This window comes from Halomonas sp. QHL1 (genome assembly GCF_001882345.1).
GTDB lineage: Bacteria > Pseudomonadota > Gammaproteobacteria > Pseudomonadales > Halomonadaceae > Vreelandella.
Map to the genome: position 1 here is coordinate 1 of NZ_MINL01000001.1, position 14719 is coordinate 14719.

Annotated in this window: 13 protein-coding genes; 7 read left to right on the plus strand and 6 right to left on the minus strand. The window is 55.5% G+C overall.

Annotation, left to right across the window (positions count from 1 at the left end; genetic code table 11):
• Positions 1-380: 380 nt before the first annotated feature.
• Positions 381-1991 carry a methyl-accepting chemotaxis protein gene (locus QHL1GM_RS00005; protein ID WP_071692632.1) on the minus strand — a complete coding sequence of 537 codons (1611 nt, stop codon included), beginning with the start codon at positions 1989-1991 and terminating at the stop codon, positions 381-383.
• Positions 1992-2215: 224 nt separating this feature from the next.
• On the opposite strand from QHL1GM_RS00005, the gene QHL1GM_RS00010 reads away from it, so the two are divergent.
• From QHL1GM_RS00010 to QHL1GM_RS00040, 7 genes are all read left to right on the plus strand, one after another.
• Positions 2216-3082: an MBL fold metallo-hydrolase gene (locus QHL1GM_RS00010; protein ID WP_071692633.1), complete on the plus strand. Its 867-nt coding sequence runs from the start codon at positions 2216-2218 to the stop codon at positions 3080-3082.
• Positions 3083-3255: 173 nt separating this feature from the next.
• A complete protein-coding gene (locus QHL1GM_RS00015) occupies positions 3256-3723 on the plus strand; it encodes a YeeE/YedE family protein (RefSeq protein ID WP_071692634.1) in 468 nt (155 codons plus the stop codon).
• On the plus strand, positions 3720-4151 hold the full coding sequence (locus QHL1GM_RS00020; RefSeq protein WP_231896731.1) for a DUF6691 family protein: 432 nt from the start codon (positions 3720-3722) through the stop codon (positions 4149-4151). The genes QHL1GM_RS00015 and QHL1GM_RS00020 overlap by 4 nt, the downstream gene beginning before the upstream one ends.
• 127 nt (positions 4152-4278) lie before the next feature.
• The gene (locus tag QHL1GM_RS00025) at positions 4279-4980 is read left to right on the plus strand and encodes a response regulator (protein WP_071692635.1); all 702 of its coding nucleotides are present in this window, start codon (positions 4279-4281) and stop codon (positions 4978-4980) included.
• Complete coding sequence (locus QHL1GM_RS00030; RefSeq protein ID WP_071692636.1) at positions 4977-6296, plus strand: ATP-binding protein; 1320 nt, start codon at positions 4977-4979, stop codon at positions 6294-6296. The genes QHL1GM_RS00025 and QHL1GM_RS00030 overlap by 4 nt, the downstream gene beginning before the upstream one ends.
• Before the next feature lie 27 nt (positions 6297-6323).
• Positions 6324-6989, plus strand: a complete 666-nt coding sequence (locus tag QHL1GM_RS00035; RefSeq protein ID WP_071692637.1) for a cytochrome c — start codon at positions 6324-6326, stop codon at positions 6987-6989.
• The gene (locus QHL1GM_RS00040) at positions 6986-8002 is read left to right on the plus strand and encodes a c-type cytochrome (protein ID WP_071692638.1); all 1017 of its coding nucleotides are present in this window, start codon (positions 6986-6988) and stop codon (positions 8000-8002) included. Before QHL1GM_RS00035 ends, QHL1GM_RS00040 begins: the two co-directional genes overlap by 4 nt.
• Before the next feature lie 566 nt (positions 8003-8568).
• Here QHL1GM_RS00040 and QHL1GM_RS00045 read toward each other — a convergent pair.
• The 5 genes from QHL1GM_RS00045 to QHL1GM_RS00065 all read right to left on the minus strand — a co-directional run bounded on the left by QHL1GM_RS00045 (position 8569) and on the right by QHL1GM_RS00065 (position 14585).
• Positions 8569-9618 (minus strand): IS110 family transposase, encoded by a 1050-nt coding sequence (locus tag QHL1GM_RS00045; protein WP_071692639.1) that lies wholly within the window; start codon positions 9616-9618, stop codon positions 8569-8571.
• Positions 9619-10063: 445 nt separating this feature from the next.
• Positions 10064-10357 carry a GIY-YIG nuclease family protein gene (locus QHL1GM_RS00050; RefSeq protein WP_254795226.1) on the minus strand — a complete coding sequence of 98 codons (294 nt, stop codon included), beginning with the start codon at positions 10355-10357 and terminating at the stop codon, positions 10064-10066.
• 652 nt (positions 10358-11009) lie between these two features.
• Positions 11010-11789 (minus strand): thiol:disulfide interchange protein DsbG, encoded by a 780-nt coding sequence (gene dsbG / locus QHL1GM_RS00055; RefSeq protein ID WP_071692640.1) that lies wholly within the window; start codon positions 11787-11789, stop codon positions 11010-11012.
• A gap of 80 nt (positions 11790-11869) precedes the next feature.
• On the minus strand, positions 11870-12685 hold the full coding sequence (locus QHL1GM_RS00060) for a TlpA disulfide reductase family protein (protein WP_071692641.1): 816 nt from the start codon (positions 12683-12685) through the stop codon (positions 11870-11872).
• 133 nt (positions 12686-12818) lie between these two features.
• Positions 12819-14585, minus strand: coding sequence for a sugar phosphorylase (locus QHL1GM_RS00065; RefSeq protein ID WP_071692642.1), 1767 nt, complete (start codon positions 14583-14585; stop codon positions 12819-12821).
• Positions 14586-14719 lie beyond the last annotated feature (134 nt).

Sequence of the window (14719 nt, forward strand, 5' to 3'; positions counted from 1 at the left end):
TGTCATTGCGAGGAGCGCAGCGACGCGGCAATCTCGGCCTGCGGTGGCAGCTAACCCCGAGATTGCTTCACTGCGTTCGCAATGACAAAACCGAGATCGCCACGCTTCGCTCGCGATGACACCCGCTTGTCATTGCGAGTAGCGCAGCGACGCGGCAATCTCGGCCTGCGGAGGCAGCTAACCCCGAGATTGCTTCACTGCGCTCGCAATGACAAAAGCGAGATCGCCACGCTTCGCTCGCGATGACACCTACTTGTCATTGCGAGGAGCGCAGCGACGCGGCAATCTCGGCCTGCGGTGGCAGCTAACCCCGAGATTGCTTCACTGCGTTCGCAATGACAAAACCGAGATCGCCACGCTTCGCTCGCAATGACGAAACATCAAAAATCGCTGTGCTGGTGGGCTTCTCGCGGGGCAGGTGAAGAGGCGGGTAAACTTGCATGCCCAGCGCTCTGGTTAATGCGGAAGTGGGCAACCAGTTGGCGCAACTGGGCGCTGAGCTGTGCAAGCGCTTGGGTGGCGTGGTTACTTTCTTGCACCAGGCTGGCATTCTGCTGGGTCATTTGATCCATTTGCGTTACCGCCTGGTTAACCTGCTCAATGCCGCTGCTCTGCTCGATGGTGGCGGCAGAGATTTCCTGAACCAGGGTGCTGAGCTGTTTGATATCATCGACCATGCCATTGATCACATCGCCGGTGTCACGCACTTGACGGCTGCCTTCCATTACTTTGCTATCTGACGCTTCGATCAAGGTTTTGATCTCTTGCGCCGCGGAGGCTGAACGGCTGGCTAGTTGACGAACCTCATTGGCAACGACGGCAAAGCCGCGCCCTTGCTCGCCAGCGCGAGCAGCTTCCACCGAGGCGTTCAGTGCCAAGATATTGGTTTGGAAGGCGATGCCATCAATGGTGTTAACGATGCTGCTCATCTGCGTAGCGCTTTCGTTAATCGTCGCCATGGTGGTGATGACCGTCGACATAGAGTCACTGCCGCGCTGTGCGCTGTCGGCCGCTCGGGTGGCAAGCGTACGCGCATGATCCGTGTGTTCGGCATTTTGCTTAACTGTGGCGGTAAGCTGTTCCATACTGGAGGCCGTTTCAGCCAACGCAGCCGCCTGCTGTTCGGTACGTGTGGAAAGCTCTTCGTTAACCCCCACAATCTGCTCTACACCACTATTAACCTGATCTGCCCCGTGGTGAATATCGCCAATGGTATGGGCCAGGGTTTCACGCATGCGATTGATATTAAACAGTAAGCTCTCCTGATCTTTCGCCGAAAGCTGGGTTGCCTGAGTGAGATCTCCGTCAGCGATATTACGCACCACGCTGGCGGCGTAACGTGGGTCACCGCCTAAACGACGAGAAACATCACGAATAACCCAGCCCATTAGCAGCGTTACCGGAAGGCCAATGATCAGCAGAATCACGATCGAGCGAATCAAACCGTCAATAAAGGCAGCGTTAATATCATCGACATACACGCCTGTTGCCAGAGACCAACCCCACTCGGGAAGGTGCGCTACATAACTGGTTTTCGGTAGCTGTTCATCGCCACCCGCGCGGGTAGAGTAGTAGCCAACGTGGCCTCCGCCTGATTGGGCGACACGCAGTAACTCCGGGTATAGCGCCATACCGCTGGCGTCTAGATAGTCGGTCATGTCAGTGCCGGGTACGCGGCTGGGGTGGGAAATAACCAGTAAGTCATCATTGAAAGAGAAAATATATTCGCCTGCCCCAAAGCTAACGCTAGACATATTGTCGATGGCGCGCTGCTGGGCTTCTTCAAGGCTGAGTTCACCGGCGTCTACCCGTTCCTGCAGGGCTTTAATTTGGTTTTGTACGCTTTCGACCACGTACTGAATACTGTCGCGGCGTTCGTCCTCAATCGTTTGGCGGTTCTCAAGGGCTAGCCAACCCACCAAGAGCAGCATAGCTAACCAGATGAGGCCCAGCGTTCCCCAGAGTTTTTGTGTGGTTGTTAAACGAGTCATGATTTTCCTTTTTTTGTAATTAAGTAGTTCTGATCTTATTTCATTGCTATCGGCCTAAATAAAATAAAGATTAATGAATCTCTCATCAATGCTGTTTGGCCTATCACTCTTATTTTGCGAATAGGAGTATCTTATATTCTAAAATAGTCTAAATATAGAACTTAAAATACACTATGCTGTCTTCATATCATGAGAATGACATTTCCACCCCATGGGAGGCAGCGATGCAACGCCCAATCGTTACGCACTTTTTTGATGAGCCCACGAACACCTTTAGCTATGTCGTTCAAGATCCTGACAGCCGTGCCTGCGCGATCATAGATTCAGTGCTCGACTTTGATTATGCCGCTGGGCGAACCGACGTGCAGTCCGCTGACAATATCATCGCCTTTATTCGCGAATACGATCTCGATGTTGTCTGGATTTTGGAGACCCATGTACATGCCGACCACCTCTCGGCAGCGCCATACCTGCATGAGCAGTTAGGCGGTAAAACGGGCATTGGTGCCAACATAGTGAAGGTCCAGGAGATATTCGGTAAGGCGTTCAATGCCGGTAGCGAGTTTGCTCGGGATGGTAGCCAATTTGATGCGCTGTTCGAAGAAGGGGATACGTTCTCCGTTGGCCAGTTACAGGGCTATGTGCTGCACACCCCAGGGCATACGCCCGCCTGTTTAACCTACGTAGTGGGCGATGCTGCCTTTGTAGGCGATACGCTGTTTATGCCGGATTATGGCACCGCGCGGTGTGACTTTCCGGGCGGCGATGCGCGCACCCTTTATCACTCTATTCAAAAAGTGTTGGCGCTTCCCGAGCAGACGCGGCTGTTCTTATGCCACGACTATAAAGCCCCTGGCCGCGATACCTTTCAGCATGAAACCAGCGTGGCGGAACAGCGCAGTGAGAATGTCCATGTTCATGAAGGTATCAGCGAAGACGAGTTTGTGAAGATGCGTACCGAGCGCGACGCCACCTTAGGCATGCCAAAGCTCATTATTCCTTCGGTGCAGGTCAATATGCGGGCGGGGGAGCTGCCTCCGGCGGAAGAGAATGGCACCGTCTATCTCAAAGTGCCGATTAATTTTTTCTAAGGAGCCTCTGTTTAACGTTATGAGCGCAGGCCAGACAAGGCAAAAATCAACGAAAAAGCGGAGTTTACAGGTTGTAAATGAGCATTTTGAGGCGATTTTTAACGCCGTATGGCCAAGCGCAATAGTTAATCAGAGGTTTCCGAACGGTTTAAGTGCGAGTTGAGGAGTAATCTGTGGATTGGACAGCAGGCTTACAAGGGCTGGTTGGGGGTGTATTGATCGGGCTTTCCGCTACCTGGCTGATGGCAACGCTGGGGCGTATCGCAGGTATCAGTGGCATCGTGGGCAACTTGATAACCCAACGCCCCAAGGGCGATAGCGCTTGGCGAGTGGCTTTTCTGTTAGGGCTGATTAGCGGCCCGCTTTTGCTTATGGCGTTAGGTGGTGGTTTAGGCAACGTTGCCGAAAGCCCTGGTGAGGTGATTGGCGCACCAGTGGGAGGCGTAGGGTTAATGCTAGTGGCGGGGCTGCTAGTGGGCGTAGGCACGGGGCTGGGCAGTGGCTGTACCAGCGGCCATGGCGTATGCGGGCTGGCGCGATTGGCGCCACGCTCCATGGCGGCCACAGGTATGTTTTTAGTGACGGCGCTAGTGACCGTTTATATCTCGCGCCACTTGCTAGGCCTAGGCGGTGGAGTATGAGTCAGTCAAACAAGAGCAGTTGGATGAAAACAGCGGCAGGCTATGCGGCGGGGCTACTTTTCGGCATTGGCCTGGCTGTTTCAGGCATGACCGACCCCGCACGAGTAGTGGGGTTTCTAGACGTGGCGGGCGCCTGGGATCCAACGTTGATGTTCGTATTGGGCGGGGCCGTCGTCACCACCTTTATTGGCTATCGACTGGTATTCAAGCGTACTGCTCCACTGTTGGGTGGCGTCTTTCAGTTGCCGACCAAACGTGAGTTAGACGCGAAGTTGTTAGGAGGCGCTGCCCTGTTCGGCATCGGCTGGGGGCTTTCCGGCTACTGCCCAGGGCCAGCGATTGCCTCCATCGGCGGTCTTTCCTTACCGCTATTGGCCATGCTGGTGACAATGGTGTTGGGGTGGTTCGCCGCTAAGCGTCTCGCCTAGCCATTCGTTCTTATTCGGCGATTGCGATGCCTACGCCCTTGCCATCACGGCAAGGGCGTTTTTATTTGTCTTAACGCTGGGTTAATGCCCGTCAGCCATGCTGATGGGTAATAAATAGGAAACCGCTATGCACGTCTTGTTGATTGAAGATGACCCGCTGGTTGCTTCGGGTATTCGCGCTGGATTAATGACCTTCGATTTTGTAGTCGAGCACGTCTCCACGATGAACGCTGCCCGTCAGGCGATGCGAACGGTGGCCAGTGATGTGGTCATTCTTGATCGCGGATTGCCCGATGGTGATGGTCTTCAATTGCTGGCCGAGTGGCGTGAGCAGGGCAACGACGTTCCCGTGCTGGTGTTAACAGCTAGGGATGCGGTTCGTGACCGGGTGGATGGACTGCAGGGTGGTGCCGATGACTATCTGGTGAAACCTTTCGACTTAGATGAGTTGGTAGCGCGATTGCACGCATTGTTACGCCGTGTAGCAGGGCGCAGCAGCGGCCTGATTGCCCACGGCGCACTCTGCTTAGATCCAACGGCTCGGGAGGTCTACATCGATGAACAGCTGATTATGCTGTCTCGCCGGGAGCTGGTGCTGCTTGAAACCTTCCTGCAGTCGCCGCGCAGCGTCCTTTCAGCGGACCAGCTCAAAGATAGCCTTTACGGTATGAACGACGATGTGGAGAGCAATGCGCTGAATGTGCATATCCACCACCTGCGCCGCAAGCTGGGCAGCGGCGTGATTGAAACTGTGCGCGGGCTTGGCTATCGGTTGGGCAAACCCGAAGCGGTACATGCGGCCGGTACGCCCTATAAGGGGCAGCTATGAGTTTACGTGCGCGTTTGCTGCTGACTCTGGGATTAACGCTGGCACTGCTCTGGGGTGTGGCGGCGGCGTGGCTGATGCGTGACTTGGAAGAGAAATTTGTAGACACCCTGGATCAGCGCTTAGCGCAGTCGGCAAGAATGGTGGCGGGGTTAGTCCTGCAGCTGCCGTTTGACGTATGGGAGGATGCCGAGCACGCGGTGCTGTCTATTCCACCCATTGAGGGGCTGGCCTGCCAAGTGCACTCGCCCCAAGGTGAGATCATGGCGCGTACCCATGCCGACATGGACGCTATTCTCGCCCCGGGAGAGGGCGGCCACACTTATCGCCAAGCAGGCGACGTGACCTGGCGGGTATTTACCTACGAGCGCGCTGGCATCGTGATTACTACCGCTGATCGTATGGATGAGCGCGATATGCTGCTCAGCGGCGTTATACGCATGACCGTGGTGCCCTTTATCGTAGCGCTGGTAGGCAGCATGTTTGCGCTCTGGCTGGGGGTTTGGCGTGGCTTAGCACCGCTAACACGACTGCGCGAATCGCTGGCCAATCGCCACCCTGATGCGCTGGCCCCGGTTGCCACCTACGGCCTACCCAAAGAGATTCGTCCGCTAATTGAAACCCTAAACACACTTCTTGCGCGTGTGCAGCAAACCATTATCCGCGAACAGCGCTTTACCAACGATGCCGCCCACGAACTGCGCACACCGCTGACTGCGATTAAAACCCACCTGCAAGTGGCCCGCCGGGTCGAAGGTCAAGCCGCAATAACATCCCTCAACTATGCTGAAGAGGGCGTGGTGCGGTTGAGTTCAACCCTTGATCAACTGCTCACGCTGGCCCGCGTAGAGGGGCGTGTGCGCTTTGATGATGGTGAGGCTAGCCGCGTCGCAGATGTGGCCAAACACGCCCTGGCGGATAGCCAACACGACAAATCAGCCCGCTTTATAGTCCCGCCCCACTGGCCTGATGTTGCCCTTGCGATGCCCCGCGAACTGGCCATCACCGCGCTGCGTAATTTGCTCGATAACGCTATTAGCCATGGGCCAGCCGACACCCCCGTTACCTTCGATGCGCAGTGGGAGCCAGGGGAGCGTCATCTTACCTTTAGCGTTAGCGACCAAGGCCCAGGTGTTGATGGCGCGACGCTGGAGCAATTAACCCAACGATTCTGGCGCGCCAGTAAACAGCAGGGCAGTGGACTAGGGCTAGCCATTGTGGCTGCTATCGCCGAACGCTTTGGTGGCGAAGTGACCTTTGCCAGTCCTGCTGAAGGTGGTTTTGCCGCCCGCCTGGTGGTGCCAGTGGCGGGTAGCTAACAACGATAACGCAAGGGAGAAACCGATATGAATAAAAAATGCTTAAGCAGGTTTGGCTTGTTGATCGGGGTCAGCCTGGTCACAGGAGGCGCACTGGCGCAGCAGGGTGACGCAGAGCGAGGCCAGGCTGCAGCGACTACCTGCATAGCCTGTCACCAGGCCGATGGCAGCGGTATGAATGTGCCCAACGGTGAGTCATGGCCGCGCTTAGCTGGTCTGAATGCCGACTATATCGCCAAGCAGTTGCACGACTTTAAAGCCGGGCAGCGCCAAAACGCGACCATGATGACATTTGCCAATATGCTTGACGACCAGCAAATAGCCGATGTTGCCGAATACTATAGCCAAATGCCGCTATCGCCGGGGCAAGGCGGCGATGAGGCCGACGAAGCTCTGTTAGCGCGTGGTCAGCAGCTTGCCGAACGTGGCGATTGGAACGCCTACATCGTTTCCTGCCAAAGCTGCCACGGGCCTGGTGGTACAGGCGTTGGCAGCACCTTCCCAGGTGTCGCCAGCCAGCATGCTGGCTATATCAGCGCTCAGTTGACGGCGTGGAAAAACGAGACGCGCAGCAACGACCCACAGAATCTCATGGGGGCCATTGCCAAACGTATGAGCGATAACGACATTCAGGCCGTGTCTGCCTGGTACGCCACGCAGCCCGGTTCAGAAGAACAGGAGACAGCACAATGACCACCTGTCGTCGCCCCCTCGTCATAGCGCTGACCGGCTGCTCGCTTGCGTTCGGGGCCGTTTATGCAGCCACGGTTTTTGCCCAGCCAGAAGAGCGCCCAGATGCCGCGCTGAATATGCTTGTTCACGAGCCCCCCACAATGGAAGACCTTGAGAATTCCGAACTTCATCCGGAGCTGAAAAAAGTCATCCGCTATGGTCACGATCTGTTCACCAATACGCAGCAGTTGCGTGGTGAGAACGTGTTCAATGATATGAACTGCTCGAGTTGCCATTTGGGCGAAGGGCGGGTGCCGTTCAGCGCGCCGGTGTGGGCCGCGGCCATCACGCTGCCGGATTTCCGTGGTAAAAACCAGCATGTGAATAACCTGGAAGAGCGTATCGCAGGCTGCTTTGCTTACTCCATGAACGGCGTACCACCGGAGTATGGCAGCGATGAAATGCTGGCGCTAAGCGCCTACCATCAGTGGCTGGCCACCGGTGCGCCAATGTATCCAGACAAACCGATCTATGGGCGCGGCTTCCCCGCGCCGGATGAGCCAACTGAAGAGCCCGACTACGCTAGAGGCGAAGCGGCTTACCAGGAAAACTGTTCGGTATGTCATCAGGAGGATGGCTCGGGCCACTATGAAAACGGCGAATACGTATTTCCAGCCCCCTGGGGCGACGGCTCTAATAATTGGGGAGCGGGAATCGCGCGAGTAGAAACCATGGCGGGCTTTATTTACCAAAACATGCCGCTTGGTCAGCCGCGGTCACTCAGCGATCAAGACACCTGGGATATTGCATACTACATAAGCAGCCAGGAGCGCCCCCAAGACCCCCGCTACACGGGCGATGTCGCCGAGACGGCCGAGCGATTTGGCCCAACCTTCCATAACCGCTCACTGTACGGGCAAACCCGCGAACACGACGGCCACGTACTCGGTGACCACGACAACTTCGGGGAGAAGGGCGACATTAAACCCTGGAACGTCGGCATGCCGCGGTTTGAAAACCTTTCCGAGGAGTAATGCCGTTCACGATATGTGATTGTGAAGAGCTTTCATGTTTGTCATTGCAATGAGCTTTCTATGTTTGTCATTGAGAGGAGCCCACTTTATGTCATTGCGAGGAGCTTGCGACGAAGCAATCTTTACTAGCGGTGGTGGCACAAAACCCAGATCGCCGCGCTTCGCTCGCGATGACACACCCCACTTGTCATTGCGAGGAGCGCAGCGACGCGGCAATCTTAAGCTGCGGTGGCGATTAACCCCGAGATTGCTTCACTTCGCTCGCAATGACAGAGGGGCCGCAATGCCATCACCTATGTCATTGCGTATAGGGACTCCTCCCCGGTTGCAAGCGACGATGATGAACAACATAAGCCGATGCGTGCGTATAGTCGGTCTCTTAATGGGGACGCTATCCCCTGACCCTGATGAACGTCGCGCACCTACTCTCCTCAACGAGGCGTAGGCTTTTTCAGCCATCGCAATGATCAGGTTTCGAGAAGGTCGGTCTGACCTGTTATTCATCGATCGTTGCCCGGCAACAAGGTCGTCGCCTTTCGGCGTTTAGACGCTGATGGGGCTACCGCTTAGCTCATCATCAGCGCTGAACCGTCGTTAAACTCTCTACAATAGGACTGACCGCTGTGCAGCACCGCCCAGGCGGTTCGCACCGTCTTGTTCGCTAACGCGACAGCCGCCTTGTTCTTGCCAACGCGAGCGACCAGGGATCGTAGCCAACGGCTTTTGGCATCCGGCTTGTCACCCACCGTGTTGATGACCGAGTGTGCGCCACGTATCAAAGCGGCTTTCAGCGAGGGCTGGCCCGTTCGACCAATGCCCTTGAACGTTACGGTGCCACCGCTGCTGTGTTGCGTCGGTGTTAACCCCAGATAAGCTGACGCTTGGCGACCTTTCTTGAACGCGTCGCCGTTACCGAGGGCGCTATAGAGCTGCGTGGCGACCACCGGCCCTATACCCTCTATCGCCAGGAGTTCGCGACAAGGCATCGTGGCGCGACTCATCAGCTCCACCCGCTTATCCAGTGACTGAATACGCTCATTGAGCCGATCCAGCTCCGTCATTTGTTCAGCGAGTAAGTCACGCATCAGCATTGAAAGTTCGTTGTCGGCATCTTCTAGGGCGCGCCATACACGTTGCTTTAATGCCTTCTGACCACGACCGCTAATCACCCCGTACTCCTGTAATAGGCCATGAACTTGATTGATCAATTGGGTGCGCTGATGAAGGTACCTTTCCCGAATGCGGTGCAGACTCTGAATATCCTGCTGGTCTACGCTTTTGAGCGGTACGAAGCGCATGTCCGGGCGTAACCCGGCTTCTACAATAGCGAGGGCGTCATTGGCATCTGTCTTGTGCCCCTTGCGAAAAGGCGTCACAAACTGGGGCGAAATGAGGGCAACGGTATGGCCGAGGGCCTGCAGCTGTCGCGCCCAATAATGCGATCCACCGCACGCTTCCATGAACACCCGACAGGCCGGTTGGCGGCGCATAAAATCCAACACCTGATGCCGTTTAAGCTCTTTGTTGACCTGAACATGCGGGCGGCGGGTGTCGACAACACACACCTGAAAAACACGCTTTGCCAGATCAATACCTATTGTCTTATGCTTGTTCATGACTCTTCCCCTCCGCATTGAAGTGGTTCAACTATCAATGTAGCTCTCTGAAGCTTCGAGAGGGGAGGAGTCCCTTTCATTGAGGAGCGCAGCGACGCGGCAATCTTAAGCTGCGGTGGCGGTTGACCCCGAGATTGCTTCACTTCGTTCGCAATGACAGGAGGGCCGCAATGACTTCACCTATGTCATTGCGAGGAGCGCAGCGACGCGGCAATCTTAAGCTGCGGTGGCGATTAACCCCGAGATTGCTTCACTTCGTTCGCAATGACAGGAGGGCCGCAATGACTTCACCTATGTCATTGCGAGGAGCGCAGCGACGCGGCAATCTTAAGCTGCGGTGGCGATTAACCCCGAGATTGCTTCACTGCGTTCGCAATGACAATGGGGGAAGATCGCAATGACAGGGGGCTCACAATGATAAGGGATTGTAGCGCTCAGAAAGCTATTAGTACGGGGCGAGCTCATCCCATTCAGGATTAAGCGAGTCAATCAGAGCATTTTTACGTTGGCGTGAACCCGCTTTGAGCTGTTTTTCGCGCCTTATTGCATCTTCTATGCTATTTGACTCCTCTAGCCATACAAGTTTGTGACAACGATACTTTTTGGTGAATCCTGGCATTAAACCTTGGCGGTGTTCATTAAGCCTGCGCTCCAAGTTGTTTGTAACCCCTATATAAAGAACGCGGTGAGTACGATTAGTCAGCATATAAACATAATAAAGATTGCTTGTTGTCGACATAAATCGATCTTTCGGCGATGAGTTTTTATTAATCTAACTTCATTTTATTAGCAATGGTAGGGGCACATCATTGCAGTCAGTACTCTCATTTTGACTATGAAAAGTGAAAAGACCTTGGCTTACGGGGGGCAGATTAACCGAGATTGCTTCGCTTCGCTCGCAATGACAGGGGGGGGGGGCGCAATGACAAGGGGGCGCAATGACAGGGCAAGCCCGCAATAACAATTCATATGCTACTGCGAGGAGCCCCCTTTATGTCATTGCGAGGAGCTTGCGACGAAGCAATCTTTACCAGCGGTGGCGGATTAACCGAGATTGCTTCGCTTCGCTCGCAATGACAGGGGGGGGGGGCGCAATGACAAGGGGGCGCAATGACAGGGCAAGCCCGCAATAACAATTCATATGCTACTGCGAGGAGCCCTCTTTATGTCATTGCGAGGAGCTTGCGACGAAGCAATCTTTACCAGCGGTGGCGGATTAACCGAGATTGCTTCGCTTCGCTCGCAATGACAGGGGGGGCGCAATGACAAGGAGGACGCAATGACAGGGGAAGCTCGCAATAACAATTCATATGCTATTGCGAGTAGCCCCCTTTATGTCATTGCGAGGAGCTTGCGACGCGGCAATCTCAGCTAGCGGTGGCAGGCTAAGTTCAAGGCTCTTCACTGCCCATCATTTCGATCAGCCGCTCATCACTGGGCATGCCCTGAATGCGGTCAAGGCGCACGTTCCCGTTCTCTGTTTCACGCTGAAAAACCGAGGTGGGCGTGGCATACAGCCCTAACTCCTCGAACAGCTGGTTATTGGCATACACCTGTTCTTCAATTTCCCTCGGTTGGGCGCTGGCTTCGATTTCTTGCTGGCCACTTTCATGGGCATGCAGCGTCGCTGCCGGGTCATCGGCGCCGAGTATGGCAGCTGCTTTTCCAGGGCTGTCAGGTGCTAAGATACCTACCATAATATGACGTAGCTGCACCTCACCTGCTTCCACCCAGGGGCGAACGTCTTGCCACAGCTGGCGGCAGTAGGGGCAGTTGGCGTCGGTGAAGGTGTAAATCACCCGGGGAGCATCAACGTCGCCATCTTGAACCCAGTGGCTTTCGCTTAATAGCTGCCAGGTTTGTGCCTCTAACGGTGCACGTACATGCTCATCCAACTGCGCTTCGGTGAGGTCATTACCCTCGCTATCCATTAGCGTACCCACCACAGCGTGCTCGCCATCAGGCGTCAGGTAAATCGCCATGTCCTGGCCTTGCACGCTGGCGCCATAGCCGCGCAACCCGCCGGGGGCATCGAATTGGCCATGAATCTCCAAGCCTTGATCGGCAAGCGCCTGGATAGGGGCGGGGAGCTCATCGGCAGCGCTCGCAGAGGTACCCACCAATCCTGCCAGTAACAAAAAGCCGCTAATGGTGTTTCGGGTTAATTGCATTACAACGTCCTGTTTTAATGATATGGCGTTAAAAAAATGGTGTGAAAAAAATAGCAGAAGGCGTTTGATAAGAGGGCGGGTCAGCGCAAACGTTCTAACCCACGCTGCAGCGTAGCGCTGGAAAGCTCGCCAAAGTGCGTATTGACCAGGTGACCATCGGCATCATAAAAGAGCGTGGTTGGCATGGCGTGAGCTCCGGTGGCTTGTCCAACCGCATTGCGGGGGTCGAGCCATACGTTGTCCAGTGAGAAGCCGTGTTCACTCATAAACGCCTCAATATGGGCAGGTGACTCCCCTTGATTAACGAATACAAAGGTGATGCCGGTTTCATTAGTTTGCGCCTGTTCAAAAACCGGCATTTCGCGGATGCACGGCGGGCACCAACTGGCCCATAGGTTGACCACTATAGGTTGTTGGCTCTGTTGCGACATTTGCGGTAGATCGATGGGCTCACCTGCACGGGTAGTAAGCGCAATATCCGGTAACGGGCGAGATTGGTGCTCTATTAGGGTAGCGCTACCCGCGGCGAGCCCCCACACCAGGCCGCCGGCTAATAGTGCGCCTGTCAGCGGAAACCGCTGGCGTGGCGAGCGCCATAGAACCCAGCTGGCATACGCAAGGCCGATAACAATACCGCCAACAATATCAAATCCACCATCGCGAATATCCAAACGCGAAAGCAGGCCGTCATATTCGCCCCAGTAACGCACCACGAAGACCAGGCGGGCGCCAATAAAAGCGACAAAGAGCAGGGTAAATAGCGTATCGCTAACGGGCACCCGATGACGGCGACCCAGTAGCGCCCCTGCAAGCAGCGCCAATAAAAAAGCCAAGCCAATCAAGAGCTGGTGGATACTAAAGCCCATTGGGCCCAGGGCAACACTCTGTTGCAACATAAGAAAAAATAACCCCTAGAATAATGCAGTGCTGGCATTGTCGCAGCACGACATTATTTAGGGATTAGGTGTTTTATACCTGGGGCGATATGTCGCAACTGACGGTTTTTAAGCTTTAGGCTTCTCGACGGCATTAACGATCAGCCACTAACCAACGTACCGCGTAAGGCGGCAGCGAGCCTTCGGCGCTCCAGGGGTTACCCGGGTCAAGCGCTTGCCATGCGTGATTCTCAAGTGCCTGGGTAACTGCCTCGCCCACGTTCTCTAAGGGGAGCGGCAGATCGGTGACGTTATACAGCGCTAATAAACGGCGGCCATCGTGCAGTGGGCCGCGCTCAACCGCCAGCAGCTCCGGTGCAGAGACCAATACCCGCTGGGCGGCATTGGGGTGAAAGCAGGGTTCCTGACGGCGCTGGTCTAATAGCCGGTTTAACGCATGGAAGACATCGTGGGTGGGCGTTGAAGGGCTGTCTAACAGCAGGTCTAGCTCACTACGCTGCCAGCGCCGTCGGTTGATCGAGCGTAGCCGCCCACTGCGCTCAACGCCTTCTACGTCATTGAGTGTGCCTGTCAGGGTGTGAATATACAGCGCGGGTATGCCCTGTAAGCTGAGCATAATCGCCTGGCTGCATAGGAAGCGGGCGATCTGCCACGGGTCGGGGCCGCGGCGGGTGCCGCGCATGGCTTCAAACCAGGTGATATTGATCTCATAGGGTGTATCGCTGCCATCCGGGTTACTGCGCATGCTGACAAAGCCGCCGAATTTGTGCATCAGCTCAAGCAGTGCATCCCGCTCGTGATCGGGCAATAAACCTTCCAGCGGGCGCACGCCAATGCCGTCGTGGCTGGCGGTAAAGTTAAGGTAGGTGCATTGGTCGGGCAGTACGGGAAGGCTGGCAAGCCAGGTTTGCAGAGTGCTCGCTTCACCCCGGGTGAGGGTATGCAGTAGCAGTGGGGGAAGGGCAAATTGATACACCATATGGGCTTCGTCGGGCGCCCCTTTCGCTAGCCGATCTAAACCAAAATAACTGATGTTTTCCTGGTGGGGCACATTGGTTTCGGTGATCAACAGCGTGCCGGGCGCCACATGATCCACAATCGCTCGCAGCAGCCTTACCACGGTGTGGGTTTCCGGCAGATGAATGCAGGAGGTACCCAGCCGCTTCCACAGAAAGGCCACCGCATCCAAGCGCACAATCCGCGTGCCTTGCTCCAGATAGAACAGCAAAATACCTATGAACTCCAGCAGCACGTCGGGATGTTCAAAATTTAGGTCAAGCTGGTCTTCGGAGAACGTCGCCCACAGATAGCGGGTGCCGCGCCGGGTGGAAATAGGCACCAGCAGCGGACTGCTGCGTGGTCGCACCACTTGAGATACATCAGTATCTGGATCGACTTCAATAAAGTAGTCGCGACCGGGCAGGCTGCCGCTTAAGTAATCCACAAACCAGAGCGACTCCCGGGAAACGTGGTTGAGCACCAGGTCGGCCATTAAGTCGTAATGGCTGGCGAGTTCGCGGATGTGTGACCAATCACCCAGATCGCTATTCACTTCCCGGTAGTGGATCACCGAAAAACCGTCGTCGCTGCTCCACGGAAAGAAGGGCAGCACGTGTACGCCGCTGATACGGCCACCTAACCGCGCTTGCAGAAAATCGCTAAGCACCGCCAGCGGCGGCACACTATCCTCTATAATGGAGTCGCCGTAGCTGATCACCCACTGATCTTTTTCGCTCCATGACGGTGCGTTTTTAGTGCTGGCTTCGACGGGGTTGGGTGAAAACGGGGCAAGCGACTGGAAATGCTCTAGGCGCTGGTTTAAGCGGCGCTGAACTTCGCCTGCCCGAGGCCCGTAAAGGTGCCTAAGATAGTCGTGAACGGTCTGCTCGAAGGGGGGCATGGGTGACTCCTGATAAACAATCTGCCACAAACACTGCAGCTTGTGTGCCAAATCGTTACAATACGGGGTTAATACCGCGTTTAAACGCTAAGATACATTAGCTTATGGCAGTTGCTGCTGCTAAACGCCATGAA